This is a genomic window from Rhodococcus sp. NPDC127593, assembly GCF_042671975.1.
Lineage (GTDB): Bacteria > Actinomycetota > Actinomycetes > Mycobacteriales > Mycobacteriaceae > Rhodococcus_F.
Genome location: NZ_JBHXWI010000019.1, coordinates 1 through 16,048, shown reverse-complemented (window position 1 = coordinate 16,048; position 16,048 = coordinate 1). Strand labels below are relative to the sequence as shown.

18 protein-coding genes are annotated in these 16,048 nt (G+C 67.7%); 12 read left to right on the top strand and 6 right to left on the bottom strand.

The genetic code is table 11. The annotated features are described in order from the left end of the window. Window positions 1-63: 63 nt before the first annotated feature. Genes ACFVJ3_RS18885 through ACFVJ3_RS18865 form a run of 5 tightly spaced genes read left to right on the top strand, consistent with a single transcriptional unit; the run spans window position 64 to window position 4,004 of the window. On the top strand, window positions 64-1,038 hold the full coding sequence (locus ACFVJ3_RS18885) for a DUF4129 domain-containing protein (RefSeq protein ID WP_378453470.1): 975 nt from the start codon (window positions 64-66) through the stop codon (window positions 1,036-1,038). After that, on the top strand, window positions 1,020-1,502 hold the full coding sequence (locus tag ACFVJ3_RS18880) for a hypothetical protein (protein WP_378453469.1): 483 nt from the start codon (window positions 1,020-1,022) through the stop codon (window positions 1,500-1,502). The genes ACFVJ3_RS18885 and ACFVJ3_RS18880 overlap by 19 nt, the downstream gene beginning before the upstream one ends. Next, window positions 1,499-2,455: a MoxR family ATPase gene (locus ACFVJ3_RS18875; protein WP_005263839.1), complete on the top strand. Its 957-nt coding sequence runs from the start codon at window positions 1,499-1,501 to the stop codon at window positions 2,453-2,455. Before ACFVJ3_RS18880 ends, ACFVJ3_RS18875 begins: the two co-directional genes overlap by 4 nt. Then, complete coding sequence (locus ACFVJ3_RS18870; RefSeq protein WP_378453468.1) at window positions 2,452-3,675, top strand: DUF58 domain-containing protein; 1,224 nt, start codon at window positions 2,452-2,454, stop codon at window positions 3,673-3,675. The genes ACFVJ3_RS18875 and ACFVJ3_RS18870 overlap by 4 nt, the downstream gene beginning before the upstream one ends. Next, window positions 3,672-4,004: a hypothetical protein gene (locus ACFVJ3_RS18865; protein WP_378453467.1), complete on the top strand. Its 333-nt coding sequence runs from the start codon at window positions 3,672-3,674 to the stop codon at window positions 4,002-4,004. Before ACFVJ3_RS18870 ends, ACFVJ3_RS18865 begins: the two co-directional genes overlap by 4 nt. Here the strand turns inward: ACFVJ3_RS18865 and ACFVJ3_RS18860 are convergent. The 3 genes from ACFVJ3_RS18860 to kstD all read right to left on the bottom strand — a co-directional run bounded on the left by ACFVJ3_RS18860 (window position 3,983) and on the right by kstD (window position 7,257). Then, on the bottom strand, window positions 3,983-4,510 hold the full coding sequence (locus ACFVJ3_RS18860) for an NlpC/P60 family protein (protein ID WP_378453466.1): 528 nt from the start codon (window positions 4,508-4,510) through the stop codon (window positions 3,983-3,985). The genes ACFVJ3_RS18865 and ACFVJ3_RS18860 overlap by 22 nt on opposite strands. 172 nt (window positions 4,511-4,682) lie before the next feature. Then, complete coding sequence (locus tag ACFVJ3_RS18855) at window positions 4,683-5,549, bottom strand: MaoC/PaaZ C-terminal domain-containing protein (protein WP_378453465.1); 867 nt, start codon at window positions 5,547-5,549, stop codon at window positions 4,683-4,685. Next, a complete protein-coding gene (gene kstD / locus ACFVJ3_RS18850) occupies window positions 5,539-7,257 on the bottom strand; it encodes a 3-oxosteroid 1-dehydrogenase (protein ID WP_378453464.1) in 1,719 nt (572 codons plus the stop codon). The genes ACFVJ3_RS18855 and kstD overlap by 11 nt, the downstream gene beginning before the upstream one ends. Window positions 7,258-7,405: 148 nt before the next feature. Here kstD and ACFVJ3_RS18845 point away from each other — a divergent pair, with 148 nt between their 5' ends. From ACFVJ3_RS18845 to dmpG, 3 genes are read left to right on the top strand one after another with little or no spacing between them, the layout of a single operon-like run. Then, window positions 7,406-8,191: a 2-keto-4-pentenoate hydratase gene (locus tag ACFVJ3_RS18845; protein WP_378453463.1), complete on the top strand. Its 786-nt coding sequence runs from the start codon at window positions 7,406-7,408 to the stop codon at window positions 8,189-8,191. A 10-nt stretch (window positions 8,192-8,201) separates the two neighbouring features. Beyond that, window positions 8,202-9,104 carry an acetaldehyde dehydrogenase (acetylating) gene (locus ACFVJ3_RS18840; protein ID WP_378453462.1) on the top strand — a complete coding sequence of 301 codons (903 nt, stop codon included), beginning with the start codon at window positions 8,202-8,204 and terminating at the stop codon, window positions 9,102-9,104. After that, window positions 9,101-10,138, top strand: a complete 1,038-nt coding sequence (gene dmpG / locus ACFVJ3_RS18835; RefSeq protein ID WP_112301955.1) for a 4-hydroxy-2-oxovalerate aldolase — start codon at window positions 9,101-9,103, stop codon at window positions 10,136-10,138. Before ACFVJ3_RS18840 ends, dmpG begins: the two co-directional genes overlap by 4 nt. Window positions 10,139-10,177: 39 nt before the next feature. Here dmpG and ACFVJ3_RS18830 read toward each other — a convergent pair whose 3' ends face one another. From ACFVJ3_RS18830 to ACFVJ3_RS18820, 3 genes are all read right to left on the bottom strand, one after another. Continuing rightward, window positions 10,178-10,555, bottom strand: a complete 378-nt coding sequence (locus tag ACFVJ3_RS18830; RefSeq protein ID WP_005574864.1) for a VOC family protein — start codon at window positions 10,553-10,555, stop codon at window positions 10,178-10,180. A gap of 144 nt (window positions 10,556-10,699) precedes the next feature. After that, window positions 10,700-11,047 carry a hypothetical protein gene (locus ACFVJ3_RS18825; protein ID WP_378453461.1) on the bottom strand — a complete coding sequence of 116 codons (348 nt, stop codon included), beginning with the start codon at window positions 11,045-11,047 and terminating at the stop codon, window positions 10,700-10,702. Window positions 11,048-11,049: 2 nt separating this feature from the next. Continuing rightward, window positions 11,050-12,210 (bottom strand): Rieske 2Fe-2S domain-containing protein, encoded by a 1,161-nt coding sequence (locus ACFVJ3_RS18820; RefSeq protein ID WP_378453460.1) that lies wholly within the window; start codon window positions 12,208-12,210, stop codon window positions 11,050-11,052. A 190-nt stretch (window positions 12,211-12,400) separates the two neighbouring features. Between ACFVJ3_RS18820 and hsaA the strand changes: the two genes are divergently transcribed. From hsaA to hsaB, 4 genes are read left to right on the top strand one after another with little or no spacing between them, the layout of a single operon-like run. Beyond that, window positions 12,401-13,576: a 3-hydroxy-9,10-secoandrosta-1,3,5(10)-triene-9,17-dione monooxygenase oxygenase subunit gene (gene hsaA, locus ACFVJ3_RS18815; RefSeq protein ID WP_378453459.1), complete on the top strand. Its 1,176-nt coding sequence runs from the start codon at window positions 12,401-12,403 to the stop codon at window positions 13,574-13,576. Between the two features lie 8 nt (window positions 13,577-13,584). Then, on the top strand, window positions 13,585-14,463 hold the full coding sequence (gene hsaD / locus ACFVJ3_RS18810) for a 4,5:9,10-diseco-3-hydroxy-5,9,17-trioxoandrosta-1(10),2-diene-4-oate hydrolase (protein ID WP_378453458.1): 879 nt from the start codon (window positions 13,585-13,587) through the stop codon (window positions 14,461-14,463). Beyond that, window positions 14,463-15,365, top strand: a complete 903-nt coding sequence (hsaC, locus tag ACFVJ3_RS18805; protein ID WP_378453457.1) for an iron-dependent extradiol dioxygenase HsaC — start codon at window positions 14,463-14,465, stop codon at window positions 15,363-15,365. Before hsaD ends, hsaC begins: the two co-directional genes overlap by 1 nt. Next, window positions 15,362-15,949, top strand: coding sequence for a 3-hydroxy-9,10-secoandrosta-1,3,5(10)-triene-9,17-dione monooxygenase reductase subunit (hsaB, locus tag ACFVJ3_RS18800; protein WP_378453456.1), 588 nt, complete (start codon window positions 15,362-15,364; stop codon window positions 15,947-15,949). The genes hsaC and hsaB overlap by 4 nt, the downstream gene beginning before the upstream one ends. Window positions 15,950-16,048 lie beyond the last annotated feature (99 nt).

Below are 16,048 nucleotides of genomic sequence, written 5' to 3'. Positions count from 1 at the left end.
CCGTGAACGGGTGATTTTCCCGGTCCCCGCGTGTCACGATGGAGGAGCAACTCGGGAGTGAGGATGCCGGACCGTCGCGTGCGAAGCAGGGTCGTCCACACGGTCGCCCTGCTGGCGGCCGTCGTGACGGTCACCCTTGCCGTCCGGGTGGTCCCCGCGCCCGACACCCCCGCGACACCGTCGGAGCCGGGCGCAGGTGCGACGCGCGCTCTCATCATCCTCTCGGCGATCGCCGTCGTCGTCGCGGCGGTGGCGCTGGCGTCCGCCCTTCGCAGCGGTCGGCCGCGGGTCGCGCCCGACCCGCCGCCGGTAGGGCTCACCGGAGACACCGGGTCCTCGGTCTCGCGCCGGCACATTCTCGGATGGGCTGCGTTCGCCTCGCTCCTCGTGGCCGCGGCGTTCTTCCTCGGGTCCGCCGGCGGTGACCAGCCACCGGACCGTCAACCGTCGCCGGCGAGCCCGGCCACCGACAATGGGGCCGGCCGAACCGACGAGTCCGTGCCCGCCGACATACGTCCGCCACCCGACACGGTGGAGGAGGCCCGCGAGGACCTGACGGAATTGTGGACCGCGGCAGCGATTGTCGGGCCGATGCTGGTGACCGTGCTGATCCTCGGTGCCGTGGCCCGGCGCCCCCTCCGGGCTCGGGCCGGCGCCTGGACCGCGGCGAGTTCCCCCGACAGTCCGGCCGCCTCGCAGTCGCTGGCCCGGGCGGCGGAGGAAGGTCTCGCCGTGGTCGTGGCCCCGACTCTGCCGCCGCGTGAGGCCATCATCGCCAGCTACGCCGCCATGGAAGATGCGCTGCGCGGGGCCCCGGGCGCCGAACCGCGGGAGTCGGACACCCCGTCCGAAGTGCTGGCTCGCGCAGTGCAACTCGGAGCGCTGCACTTCGAGGCTGCGGCGCCGCTGGTGCGGCTGTTCTCCGAGGCGCGGTTCAGCCTGCATCCGATGGGCGAACAGCACCGTGACGAGGCCGCGGATCTGCTCCGGCGCGTGCTCGACGACCTGGGGAGCGGCGCATGTTCGCCGTCGCGGTAGCCGGTGTCGGGGCGGTGCTGGCCGTGGAGGTCCCGCTGGTGGCCGCCGGTCGGTACAGTGCGGCCGTGCTGATCGCGGGAGCGGTGACCGCGCTGGTGCTGTTCGAGATTCGGCGACGCATGGCACCCGGGGACGTCGACGACCAGCCGCCCGGCCTGGAGGCGGAACGAGCCGAGGCCACGGCCCGCTGGATGGCGCGGACGGAATCACTGATCAGTTGGGCGGACGGTACGCGCGGCGACTGGGATCACCATCTGCGTCCGCTTCTGGCGCGCGAGTTCCAGCAGTCCACCGGACAGCGGCAGGGACTCGACCCCGCCGACACCGCCGCCGCGGGTGAGGTGTTCTTCGGCGACTTGTGGCAGTGGGTCGATCCCGAGTGCGTGCAGCGCTCCGACAGGGCCGCACCCGGTCCGGGCCGGGATGTGCTCGACCGGATCCTGCAACGGCTGGAGCAGCTGTGACGATGCCCGCCGAGGTCACCACCGCGCGCGCCCACGCGGTGCTGGCGGAGGTCGAACGGGCGGTGGTCGGCAAGCACGACGAACTCACGTCGATCCTGCTCGCGGTACTCGCCGGCGGACACGTGCTCATCGAGGATCTGCCCGGACTCGGAAAGACTCTGGTGGCACGATCTTTCGCTGCCGCACTCGGGCTCGACTTCACGCGCGTCCAGTTCACCCCCGACCTGCTGCCCGCCGACCTGCTCGGCGCCACCATCTACGACATGCCGTCGGGACGCTTCGAATTTCGTCCGGGCCCGATCTTCACCAACCTGCTCCTCGCCGACGAGATCAACCGCACCCCGCCCAAGACCCAGGCCGCTTTGCTCGAGGCCATGGCCGAGGGGCAGGTCAGCGTCGACGGCACCACCCGGATCCTGCCGCGTCCCTTCATCGTGCTCGCCACCGACAATCCCATCGAGTACGAGGGCACCTACCCGCTACCCGAGGCGCAGCTGGACCGGTTCGCGCTCCGCCTGCGGCTCGGGTATCTCACCGAGACCGACGAGCACGAGATGCTTCGCCGACGGCTCGACCGGGGATCCGCCGCCGTCGTCGTCGAGCAGGTGGTCGATGCCGCCGACCTCCTGGCGATGCGCGAATCGCTCGAGCAGGTCAGTGTTCATCACGACGTCCTCGGGTATGTCGTCGCGCTCGCGAACGCCACCCGGCATCACCCGCAGGTCGAGGTCGGGGCCAGCCCCCGCGCGGAGCTCGACCTCGTCCAGCTGGCTCGGGCGCGAGCCCTCCTCTCGGGCCGGGACTTCGTCATTCCCGAGGACATCAAGGCCCTGGCCGTTCCCGCTGTCGCGCACCGCATCAGCCTGCGCCCGGAGATGTGGGTGCGCCGTATCCGCAGCGACGACGTCCTCGCGGAACTGTTGCGCCGTCTCCCCGCGCCGAGGGCACGATGACGGAGCACCAGCTGACGTGGCGGGCGTCGCCGGCAGCCCTCGCATTGACGACCTGCGCCGCTGTGGCGTTGACGGCGGGTGTCGTGGGGCGGTGGTGGGAACTGATCGTGTTCGCCGCCCCGATGCTGGGTGCGCTCGGCACGGTGACGTGGTTGCCCCGTCCGGCCACCGGCGTCCGGGTCGAGGCGTCGGCGCACATGCTGCGGTGTTTCGAATCCGAGTCCGTGCACTTCTCGGTGGATGTGACGGCGTGTTGTGGCGCGGCGGAGCTCGCGGTGACACCGGCACCGTCCGACGGCTACACGGTCGATCAGGTCGGCGAGGGCGACTACGTGGTGTCGGCGGATCGATGGGGCCGGTACGAACCCGCACTGACGGTCACGGCACGTGCCGGCGGCGGCCTGCTGACCGCTTCGCTGCCGGTTCCCGTCGCGGAGCTGCGGGTGTTCCCGCTGGCGCCACCCATGCCGACTCCGTTGCCCCACGCCACCCTTCCGGACCGCATCGGCGCGCACCGCACCCGCCGATTCGGTTCGGGCGTCGAGTTCGGGGACATCCGCCCCCACACGCCGGGAGACCCGCTGCGCAGCGTCAACTGGCCGGTGAGTGCCCGGCGCGGCCGGCTCCACGTCACCGAACGGATCATGGACCGCGCCGCGGACGTCGTCGCCGTACTCGACACCACGCCGCAGGCGCCGGGCCCGGCGTCGGCGAGCCTGCACCGGACCGTGCGCGGGGCCACGCAGGTGGTGCAGACGGCCTTGCAGCGCGGCGACCGGGCCGGGGTCGTCGCCCACGGGCTCCGGCTGCGGTGGCTCGGCGCCGACATCGGACGCAGGCAGTTCTACCGGATCCTCGACACCGTGCTCGACTCCGAGGCCGGTGCCTCCGAAGGCACACTCGTCCCGCGGGTCGCGTTGCCGCCGAGGGCCGTGGTCATCGCGTTCTCCACCATGCTGGACACCAACTTCGCGCTGTCACTGCTGGAGTTGAGGCGGCGCGGTCACGTCGTCGTGGCCGTCGACGTGCTCCGCGGCCCGCCGTTCGAGTACGAACTCGAGCCGATGACCGGCAGGATGTGGCGGCTCGAGCGGCGGAACATGTACCGGAACATGGGTGTTCTCGGGGTCCCGGTGGTGGCGTGGGACGACGATTCCGCACTGGATCTCGCGCTGGCCCTCGCCGATCGCGCCCGCCGGCCGCCGAGGGCACTCCGATGAGATGGGTAGCGGTGATCGCGGTGCAGGGGGCGTTGGTCGCGCTCGTCCTGGGCAACGCGTCCGCGCTCGCGGCGGCCGCCGCGGGTGTCGCGGCGACGGGACTGCTGCTCGTCGCGTACACCGGCCTCGCACCGGGAATCCCGACGCTACTGCTGGGGGCGGTCGTCACCGGCGCCGCGGCCGGTCTGGCAGCGGCACTGCCGGACGGGCCGGCGTGGGCGTCCCTGCTCGGGCCGGTCGCGGTGGTGGTGTTGTTCCTCGTCGCGGTGTGGCCGTACGTCGGCAGACGCACACCCACGGCCGAGGGTCAGAACCGGCGGATGCTGTAGATGTGGAACTGCGACAGCGGCGCCAGACCCACGGGCACGCCGCGTCCGTACGCATTGAAGACCTGACCGAAGCCCGCGTAGATACCGATGTGCGACGCATCCGGGTTGAGCACCACGATGTCGCCGGGAGCCACTGCCCACAGCGGAATGGGGGCGCCGACCTCAGCCTGCTCCCACGTGGTGCGTGGCAGATTCACCCCTGCCTGCCGGAATGCCCACTGAACCAGCCCCGAGCAGTCCCACGCGTCGGGACCCGTCCCACCCCACAGATAAGGCTTGCCAGTCTGGGTCGTCGCGGCCGCGAGCGCGGCCAGCCCGGTCGGGGTGGGAATGGGCGTCGGGAGGACGGAAGAACCCATCGAACTGCCGCCGGTGCTGCCGCTGTCGGAACTTCCCGCGACCGGTGCGGCATTCGCGGGAAGAGCGATGAGGGCGGTCGCGCAGAACGTTAGAGCGCCGGCAACGGCAGCGCGCCGCACGGGACGGAGATGTCTGCGCTGGGACACGAGGTCCCCCCTTTGTTCGCTACTGCTCGTTGGAGAGCCGTGGAACCGTCCCGACCATCGGTTGACACGTCTCGATGAGGTCCCGGAAAGCGTACAAAGTGTTGCGGCATCGTGCCTGATAATTGCGAACATCCGCCCGAACTGGGCACATTCGGTCAACTTTCGGTAACTGTCACCCCTTGGCCAGGGTCAGTACCACGTCGGCCAGGGCCGGGGCATGATCACGCTCGGGAACCGTGGCCGAGATGAGTAGTCTGCCCTCCTCCCGCCAGATTCGCGTGTGCAGCGTCTCGCCCGGAAAAACCACGCCCGCGAACCGGACTCGGAAGCCCGCGACCTGCGACGTGTCCGAGTCGAGTACCGCGTCCACGGCCGCTTTGCACACCATTCCGTAGGTGCACAGGCCGTGCAGGATCGGGGCGGGAAACCCTGCGGCGGAAGCGAACTTCGGGTCGGAATGCAGGGGGTTGCGGTCGCCGCACATCCGGTACATCAGCGCCTGCTGCGGAAGGACGGGGGTGTCGACCTCGGCGTCGGCAGGCCGGTCGGGTAACTCGACGGACTGGGACGGTCCGCGCTCACCGCCGAAACCGCCTTCGCCGCGGGCGAAGATGGACGAACGCCCGGTCCACAGGGGAGTGCCGCCGGGGTCGGTGGTCGTCGATTCCTGCACGATGACGGCGGCCTTGCCCTTGTCCCACACCTCGGCGATGCGGGTGGTGGTGCGGGCCTTGCCCTCCGGGGGAATCGGCTGGTGCACGGTCACTTCCTGGCTGCCGTGGACCACCTTGGCGAGGTCGATCTCGACGCCCGGGAACGACACACGGGGGGCCTCGGTCGCGTGGAAATTCGCGGCCACCGTGGCGAACGTGGGGAGCACCTGCGGCTTCCCGTCGGTCAGGTACCGCAACTCCCTCTCGTCCAGTGGACGGGATCCGGCACCGAGAGCGAGGTGGTAGTGCTGCACGTCGGAACTGGTCCAGGAGAACTCCTGAACGGGCAGTTCGGCTCCGATGGCGATGTTCGGATCAATGGGCATTGGTGGTGTCTCCGGTGAGTGACGTCGGGGAATCGGTCCGGGAGGACTTGTCGAGGATATCGAGAACCGCGAGATAGCCGAACGTCATCGCCGGGCCGATGGTCGCGCCGGGTCCGGCGTAGGTGTGGCCCATCACCGGGCCGCTGGCATTGCCCACCGCATAGAGGTTCTCGATGGTGCTGCCGTCCTCCCGCAGCACGCGCGCATTGCGGTCGGTGCGGAGGCCGCCCTTGGTGCCGAGGTCGCCCGGGACCATCTTGACGGCGAAGAACGGCGCCTTCTCGAGCGCCCCGAGGCTCGGGTTGGGCTTGTTGCGGGGATCCCCGTAGTAGTGGTCGTACCCGCTCTCACCACGGCCGAAGTCCTCGTCCTTGCCGTTGCGGGCGAAAGTGTTGAAACGCGAGACCGTTTCGGCGAGCGCGTCGACCGGCACGCCGATCTTCCCGGCCAGCTCGGCGACGGTGCCCGCCTTGACGATCACACCGGCCTTCAGCCAGCGACCGGGGAACGGCGAGCGGGGGGTGACTCCGGCGAACGCGTAGCGGTCGCGGTAACGCTGGTCGAGGACGAGCCAGCACGGCACGTTCTCGCCCGGTCCGTCGCCCTGGCCGTGCGTGCCGCCGTACATCGCGTGCGTCGCCTCGACGTATGGCGCGGATTCGTTGACGAAGCGCTTGCCGGATTCGTTGATCATGATGCAGCCCGGCAGGCTCCGCTCGGACAGCGCGAACCAGGGGCCCCCGGTGAGTGGGATGGACGGTCCCCACCAGGCGTCTTCCATCAGATCGAGCGCGGCGCCGAGCTTTTCGCCCGCCCAGATGCCGTCGCCCGTGTTGGCCTTCGCGCCGACGGTCCATTCGGTGCCGATCGGTGCCCGCTGGTACTTCTTGCGGGCCTCGTCGTTGTGCTCGAAACCGCCCGACGCGATCACGACGCCGCGGCGCGCCCGGAACACCTGCGGCTGTCCGTCGACCGTCGCGTTGACGCCCCTGACCACGCCGTCCTCCACATACAGGTCGGTGAGCGGGGTGTCGAGCAGGATCGGGACGCCGGCGGCCTTCAGCCCGGCCTGCAGTCCCGCGACGAGCGCCTGACCGCGGACGAGCAGGCGCTTCCCGGTGAGCTTGGCGCCGAGGAACCGGAGCCCGACCCGGGCGGCGCGCAGCGGGCCGCGCGGGTTGCGCATCAGGAGGTTCAGCCAGCGGTAATCGGCCTGGGTGATCACGAAATTGGACGGCGCCTTGACATAGTCGGGTTCGAGCCTCGCGAGGTCGGCGCCGAGTTTCCTGCCGTCGAACGGTGTCGGCTCGACGGACCGTCCGCCGAGCCGTCCGCCGGGGGCCTCGGGGTAGTAGTCGGAGTATTCGGGCACCCACTGCAGTTTCAGCGGGCTGTTCTTCAGCACGAACGACAGCATTTCGGGGCCGCGGTCGATGTAGGCGTCGATCCGGTCCTTCGGGACGACGTCACCGATGATGCTGTGCAGGTAGGTCCGCGCGGCGTCGGTCGTGTCCTCGACTCCCGCGGCGATCAGCGCCTCGTTGTTGGGGATCCACACGCCACCGCCGGAGCGCGCGGTGGAGCCGCCGAAGTGCGGCGCCTTTTCGAGGATGACGACGCTGAGTCCCTTGTGGGCCGCGGTGAGGGCCGCGGTCATTCCACCGGCACCGCTTCCGACGACCACGATGTCGTATTCGTGCTTGCTCATGTAGAACACGTTATAGAATGATGGGGTTGTCAGTCCATCCTTTCTGCCAGGAAGTATTACTGACGCCAACAAACAAGAACGAAACACGTTGCAGTGGAAACCGGTGGGCGTGCGCACACAAACGAACTTCACGGAAGGTCCTCACACCATGCTCTCGACGCAACTACGCACCGAGTTGGCGAATCAGCTCGACGCCGCGGAGCGGGGCCGCGCTCCCATCGGCCCCCTGACCGCGGACCATCCCGACATCGACGTCGTCGACGCCTACGAGATCCAGCTGATCAACATCCGCCGCCGGCTGCAGGACGGAGCGAAGGTCGTCGGGCACAAGGTCGGCCTGTCGTCCCTCGCCATGCAGCAGATGATGGGCGTCGACGAACCCGACTACGGCCACCTGCTCGCCGATATGGAGGTCTTCGAGGACCAGCCCGTCGACACGGCGCGGTTCTGCTTCCCGCGTGTGGAGGTCGAGGTCGCGTTCGTGCTGGGCGCCGACCTCCCCGGCGCCGGCTGCACCGAGCAGGACGTCCTGGACGCCACCGTGGCGTTCGCGCCGTCCATCGAGCTGATCGACAGCCGGATCACCGATTGGAAGATCACGCTGCTGGACACGATCGCGGACAACGCGTCGTCCGCCGGTTTCGTGCTCGGCAAGAACCGAGTGCGGCCCGCGGACATCGACATCACATCCATCGATGCGGTCCTGACCAGCAACGGCGAGACCAAGGCCGAGGGGCGCAGCGACGCGGTGCTCGGCAACCCGGTGACGGCCGTCGCCTGGCTCGCACAGAAGGTCGAGAGTTTCGGCGTCCGGCTGAAGGCCGGCGACATCGTGCTGCCCGGATCGTGCACCCGCGCCATCGACGCGCACCCAGGCGATCACTTCCGCGCCGAGTTCAGTGGGCTCGGATCCGTATCCCTGCAGTTCAAGTAGGAGTTTGTTCATGACCAAGGCAAGTGTGGCGATCGTCGGTTCGGGCAACATCAGCACCGACCTGCTCTACAAACTGCAGCGATCCGAGTGGCTCGAACCCCGCTGGATGATCGGGATCGACCCCGAGAGCGAAGGCCTGGCACGCGCCCGCAAGTTGGGACTGGAGACGTCGGCCGAGGGTGTCGACTGGTTGCTGAACCAGCCGGAGAAACCCGACCTCGTCTTCGAGGCCACGTCCGCGTACGTGCATCGGGAGGCCGCACCGCGGTACGAGGCCGCCGGCATCCGCGCCGTCGACCTGACACCGGCCGCGGTCGGACCCGCCGTGGTGCCGCCGGCGAACCTGCTCGAACACCTCGGCGCCCCCAACGTCAACATGATCACGTGCGGAGGGCAGGCCACGATCCCGATCGTGTACGCGGTCTCCCGCGTCGTCGACGTGCCGTACGCCGAGATCGTCGCGTCGGTGGCGTCCGTCTCCGCGGGCCCGGGCACCCGCGCCAACATCGACGAGTTCACCAAGACCACCAGCCGCGGCATCGAGACCATCGGCGGAGCGCGGCGCGGCAAGGCGATCATCATCCTCAACCCGGCCGACCCGCCGATGATCATGCGCGACACGATCTTCTGCGCGATCCCCGAGGACGCCGACCGCGCCGCCATCACCGATTCCATCCACCGCGTCGTCGCGGACATCCAGCAGTACGTCCCCGGCTACCGGCTGCTCAACGAACCGCAGTTCGACGACCCGAGCATCGTGTCGGGCGGGCAGGCGACAGTCACGACGTTCGTCGAGGTCGAGGGCGCAGGCGACTTCCTGCCGCCGTACGCGGGCAACCTCGACATCATGACCGCAGCGGCAACCAAGGTGGGCGAGGAGATCGCCCAGAAGCTCCTGAGTGTGGAGGCATGAGCACTATGGTCCATTTCGACGCCAGCTGGGACATCCGCGTCACCGACACCTCCCTGCGGGACGGTTCGCACCACAAGCGGCACCAGTTCACCGGTGAGGAGGTCCGGGCCATCGTCGGTGCGCTCGACAACGCCGGGGTCCCGGTCATCGAGGTGACGCACGGCGACGGACTGGGTGGGTCCTCGTTCAACTACGGGTTCTCCAAGGTGCCGGAGCAGGAACTCATCTCGATCGCCGTCGACACGGCGAAGAACGCGAAGATTGCCTTCCTGATGCTGCCGGGCCTCGGCATCAAGGACGACATCATCGTCGCCCAGGACAACGGCGCCTCGATCTGTCGCATCGCCACGCACTGCACCGAGGCGGACGTGTCCATCCAGCACTTCGGGCTGGCCCGCGACCGCGGTCTCGAGACCGTCGGCTTCCTGATGATGGCGCATTCGATTGCACCGGAGAAGCTCGCCAAGCAGGCCCGCATCATGGCCGACGCGGGCTGCCAGTGCGTGTACGTGGTCGACTCCGCCGGCGCGCTCGTGCTCGAGCAGGTGTCGGACCGCGTCGAGGCTCTGGTGCAGGAACTCGGCTCGGACGCGCAGGTGGGATTCCACGGTCACGAGAACCTCGGACTCGGTGTGGCCAACTCGATCGCCGCGGTCCGCGCAGGTGCCAAGCAGATCGATGGCAGCACAAGACGATTCGGTGCCGGCGCCGGCAACGCGCCGGTCGAGGCGTTCGTCGGCGTGTGCGACAAGATCGGCGTCAAGACGGGGATCGACTTCTTCGCAATCGCCGACGCTGCCGAGGACGTGGTGCGTCCGGCGATGCCCGCCGAATGCCTCCTCGACCGCCAGGCGCTGATGATGGGATACGCCGGTGTCTACTCGAGCTTCCTCAAGCACGCCGAACGCCAGGCCGAGCGGTACGGCGTCTCGTCCGCCGAACTCCTCGTCCGCGCGGGTAAGCGCAAGCTCGTCGGCGGGCAGGAAGACCAGCTCATCGACATTGCGCTCGAACTGCAACGCGAGCGCCTGTGAGTACTTATTAACCACGGGCGGTTAATAAGTACTCACGGGTCAGCGGGCGGTCTCCCACAGCCCGACGACGTTGCCCTCAGAGTCGGTGAAGTACGCGGCGAATCCCATGTTCCCGACGGGGGTCCTGCCGGTGACGGTCTTGCCACCGAGGGATTCGATCCTTTCGAGGGCGGATTCGATGCTCTCGACGTCGACGGTGACCACGGGAGAGGTCACCTCCCCGCGCTGCATCATGCCGCCGTTGATGTACCCGGGTTCGTCGGGCATGCCACTCTCGCCGACGGGTCCGGTGGTGACCATGCTGTAGTCCATATCGGGGATCTCGGCGATGGCCCACCCGAACGCGTCCCGATAGAACGCTCGTGCGCGGTCACCGTCGTCGAAAGGGATCTCGAAGTGCACGATTCGGCCTGTCATGGCACGCCTCCGGTTCGGCTGGAACCGCCGAATCCGACGGCACATCCAGCCTAAGCGCCCAATGTGACATTCGTGCAGGCCGAAGCCGCACTGACTGCACGAATGTCACACTGGGCGACGCATCCGCGCGCAGCGTGCCAACGACTATTCGACGCGATCTCGCACGTCGATGAACCCCTCCATCACCGCGTGATCGATACTGTCCCACAGCCGCGGGCACCCCTCGCGGAGCGCGGTGGACTGTCCCTCTCCGACGGCGTCCCGGAACGTCGGGCACGTCTTTGCAGGGTCGTCCGTCCACTGGACGCTTGTGTGCTCGAGGCTGTTCTTGCGCACCAGCACACAGGTTCCGCACGTCCGGCACTCGACTTCCTTCATGCCGTCGTCGAGGTAATTGGCCTTGTCGGCCAACGTCTGCGCATGAATGGCCTCGAGCCGAGCAGGCTGCCCGGCGAAGTCGGGAGCTTTGGCCCATTCGGTCGAGGCACTCATGATCAGACCTGCGCTTCCTTGCTTTCGGACCGCTCCGCGGCCTCGCGTTCGGCCTTCTGACGGGCCAGGTTCTCGTCGACCTCGTGCTGCCAGGCCTCGTTGGCCTTGGTGGTGTCGACCTCGAACTCGAAGCGCCGCGTCATCTTGTCGGTGACGTCGGCGACGTCGACGTAGAACTGGTCGTACCAGCGTCGCAGCTGGTAGACCGGACCGTCCTCGTCGCAGAGCAGGGGGTTGTCGATCTTGGTCTTGTTCTTCCAGATCTCGACGTCCTGCAGGAATCCCTCGGCGATGCCCTCGGTGAACTTCGCGGCCAGCTTGTCGGCTGTTTCGTCGTCGATGCCGGTCGGCTTCTTGACGGTCACGCCGTACTGGAGCACGAACGAATTGTTCGTCACCGGATAGTGGCAGTTGATGAGGACGCTCTCGACCTCGTACCCGCCGTAGCTGTTCCACAGCGGATTGATCATGTAGGACGGCCCGTAGTACGCGGCCTCGGAGCGCAGCAGCGATTCCATGCCGTACTGCGTCGCCATCCCGACGTCGGGGCGACCTTTCGTGTTGAGGTACTGCGTCGCGATGTGGCCTTCGAAGACGTTCTTGAAGTACGTCGGGAACGCGTAGTGGATGTAGAAGAAGTGCGCCATGTCGACCACGTTGTCGATGATCTCGCGGCAGTTGGAACCTTCGATCAGCATCGAGTTCCAGGTCCAGTCGGTCCACTCGTCGCTGTATGCGCCCTCGATGCGGGGGATCGTCACGTCCTCCGGCGGGGGATTGCCCTCCGGGTCGTTCCAGACGAACAGCTGGCCGTTCTGCTCGAGGGTGAGCCAGGCCCGGGTGCGGGCGATCGGCGGAACCCGGCGTGCGTAGGGAATGCTGGTGCACTTGCCGTTGCCGCCCCAGCGCCAGTCGTGGAACGGGCAGGCCACGGAATCGCCCTTCACGGTGCCCTGCGACAGGTCGCCGCCCATGTGCCGGCAATACGCGTCCAGAACCTTCAGTTCGCCCTTGCTGTCGGCGAAGACGACGAGTTTGGTGCCGAATGCCTCGATCGAATGCGGTTTGCCGTCCTTGAACGTCTTGGTCAAACCGAGGCAGTGCCAACCACGCGCGAAGCGGGTCTGGACCGTGCCCACATCGATCTCGCGAATCTGCGCCATTGTGCCCTCACATCCCTTCATGCTGTTAGTAGAACACGTTATAGAACTTCGACACGATCCGCCAGATTTTCGGGTGCTTTCTTCCAGACCCGGGCCGTCAAACAGCACCTTTGCCGGTATCTCGACATAAATGGGAACGTGTTCTAGTCTCAGAAGATAAGTGAACCATCGAACGAGACAGGAGCGTCCTGTGGGTGACCATGACAGTCACGAGGTGATGCAGCGGCTCGACGCACTACTGCCGACGCTGCGAGAGCGTGCGCAGGAGACCGAGGATCTACGTCGTATCCCCGACGATTCCATGAAGGCGCTCCAGGAGACCGGATTCTTCCGGTTGCTCCAGCCCGCACAGTGGGGTGGTTACCAGGCGGATCCGGTGCTCTTCTACTCCGCGGTGCGGAAGATCGCGAGCGCCTGCGGTTCCACCGGATGGGTCTCGTCGATCATCGGTGTCCACAACTGGCACCTCGCACTGTTCTCCCAGCAGGCTCAGGAAGACGTGTGGGGCAACGACACCGACGTCCGCATCTCGTCCTCGTACGCGCCGATGGGCGCCGGCCAGGTCGTCGACGGCGGATACACGGTCAACGGTGCCTGGGCCTGGTCGTCCGGCTGTGATCACGCGAGCTGGGCCGTGCTCGGCGGGCCCGTCATCAAGGACGGGCGTCCGGTCGACTTCGTCAGCTTCCTGATCCCGCGCGAGGACTACCGGATCGACGACGTGTGGAATGTCGTGGGACTCCGCGGAACCGGCAGCAACACCGTGGTTGTCGACGACGTGTTCGTCCCGACGCACCGCGTTCTCAGCTTCAAGGCGATGAGCAACCTCACCGCACCCGGGCTCGAGCGCAACACCGCGCCCGTCTACAAGATGCCCTGGGGAACAATCCATCCCACCACCATCTCCGCGCCGATCGTCGGGATGGCCTACGGCGCCTACGATGCGCACGTCGAACATCAGGGCAAGCGCGTCCGCGCGGCGTTCGCCGGTGAGAAGGCGAAAGACGACCCGTTCGCCAAGGTCCGCATCGCGGAGGCCTCGAGTGACATCGACGCCGCCTGGCGCCAGCTGTCCGGAAACGTCGCCGACGAATACGCACTGCTCGTCGCCGGTGAGGAAGTCCCGTTCGAGATGCGGCTGCGGGCACGCCGCGACCAGGTGCGCGCCACGGGCCGCGCCATTTCGTCGATCGACAAACTGTTCGAGAGCTCGGGGGCCACCGCGCTGGCCAACGGAACGCCGCTGCAGCGTTTCTGGCGGGACGCGCACGCCGGACGCGTCCACGCGGCCAACGATCCCGAGCGCGCCTACGTCATGTACGGCACAGGCGAATTCGGTCTGCCCGTCACCGACACGATGGTCTAGGAGAACGCGTGACGACTACCGAAGAGGCCCTCACATTCGAGTCCACCTCGAAGTTCGCCCAGGTGCGGCCCGACCTGAAGTTGCACTACCACGAGGCCGGGGTCGGCAACGACACCACGATCGTGCTGCTGCACGGCGGCGGTCCGGGCGCTTCGTCGTGGTCGAACTTTGCCAGGAACATCCCGGTTCTCGCCGAGAAGTTCCACGTGCTCGCCGTCGACCAGCCGGGATACGGGTTATCGGACAAGCCGACCGAGCACCCGCAGTACTTCGTGCACAGTGCGTCCGCGTTGAAGGATCTGCTCGACACGCTCGACATCGGCGGACGCGTCCACCTGCTCGGCAACTCGCTCGGTGGCGGTGCGGCAGTGCGTTTCGCGCTGGACTACCCGGACCGGGCGGGCCGGCTGGTCCTGATGGGTCCGGGCGGACTGAGCGTCAACCTGTTCGCCCCGGACCCGACCGAGGGCGTCAGGAACCTCGGCAAGTTCGGGTACCAACCCACGCGCGAGAATCTCGAGGCGTTCCTGCGCATCATGGTGTTCGACCAGAAGTTGATCACCGACGAACTGATCGACGAGCGTTTCGCCGCGGCGAGCACGCCCGAGTCGCTCGCCGCCGCCAAGGCGATGGGAAAGTCGTTCTCCTCGGCCGACTTCGAGCTGGGAATGCTCTGGCGCGACGCCTACAAGCTGCGCCAGCGCGTGCTGCTGATCTGGGGTCGCGAAGACCGGGTCAACCCGCTCGACGGGGCGCTGGTGGCGCTGAAGATGATTCCGCGGGCGCAGCTGCACGTCTTCGGCGGCTGCGGACACTGGGCGCAGCTGGAGAAGTTCGACGAGTTCAATCGCCTGGCAACCGATTTCCTCCTGGACGGGGGTAAGTGATGAGTATTCGTTCACTGGCATACATGCGCATCGAGGCCACCGACATGGCCGCGTGGCGCGAATACGGTCTGAAGGTGCTCGGCATGGTCGAGGGCAAGGGCTCCGACCCGGACGCCCTGTATCTGCGGATGGACGACTTTCCGGCTCGCCTCGTGATCTTCCCCGGGGAGCAGGACCGGCTGTCGGTGTCGGGTTGGGAGACGGCCAATGCCGCGGAGCTGCAGGAGGTCCGCGACAACCTGTCGGCGGCCGGCGTCGCGTTCAAGGAGGGGACCGCCGAGCAGCTGCAGGACCGCCGGGTCGACGAGCTGATCACGTTCGAGGACCCGTCCGGCAACACGCTCGAGGCGTTCCACGGCGCAGCCCTGGAACATCGGCGGGTGGTCAGCCCGTACGGGCACAAGTTCGTCACCGGTGAGCAGGGTCTCGGGCACGTCGTCCTCTCGACCACGGACGACGAGGCGTCGCTGCGCTTCTACCGCGACGTCCTCGGCTTCCGCCTGCGCGACTCGATGCGGTTGCCCCCGCAGATGGTCGGGCGGCCCGCCGACGGCAAGCCGGCGTGGTTGCGGTTCTTCGGCTGCAATCCGCGGCATCACAGCCTCGCGTTCCTGCCGATGCCCACGCCCAGCGGCATCGTGCATCTCATGATCGAGGTCGAGAACTCCGACGACGTCGGGTTGTGCCTCGACCGCGCGCTCCGCAAGAAGGTCAAGATGTCGGCCACGCTCGGCCGCCACGTCAACGACCTGATGCTGTCGTTCTACATGAAGACCCCCGGCGGCTTCGACGTCGAATTCGGTTGCGAGGGACGTCAGGTGGAGGACGAGAGCTGGATCGCGAGGGAGAGCACGGCCGTCAGCCTGTGGGGTCACGACTTCAGCGTCGGAATGCAGCCGTGAGCGAGGTGACCGGGGACGGGGCCGTCGCGGCCGAGGCGATCGATCCGCGACGGTTCCGGACGGTGCTCGGCCAGTTCTGCACCGGCGTCACCATCATCACGACGATCGACGACGGCGAGCCCGTGGGGTTCGCGTGCCAGTCGTTCGCCGCGCTGTCGCTCGAACCCCCGCTCGTGCTGTTCTGCCCGACCAAGACGTCGCGGTCGTGGGCGGCGATCGAGCGCAGTGGCATCTTCTGCGTCAATGTGCTCGCGGAAGAACAACAGTCGTCGTGCGCCCGCTTCGGTTCCCGGGATCCGGACAAGTTCGCCGGGATCGACTGGACGGAGTCGCCGCTGGGCTCACCGATCCTCACCGGTTCGCTCGCCCACATCGACTGCTCGCTCGAGAGCGTGCACGACGGCGGCGACCACTGGGTCGCGTTCGGCCGGGTCTCCTCCCTGAGCGAGATCAGGGAGGAGCGACCGCTGCTGTTCTACCGCGGGCAGTACACCGGCATCGAACCGGACAAGACCGTGCCCGCGCCGTGGCGCGACGACCTCGAAGCGTTCCTCACGACGTCGTCGGAAGACACCTGGCTCTAGATTTCTAACGGGGCTTCGCCCCAGCCCGACGAGTCGTGTGGTGGTCACTGGGTCGGGGGGCTCCGGCCGGTTGGGGTTGTGACCCTGGTCGACGACGTC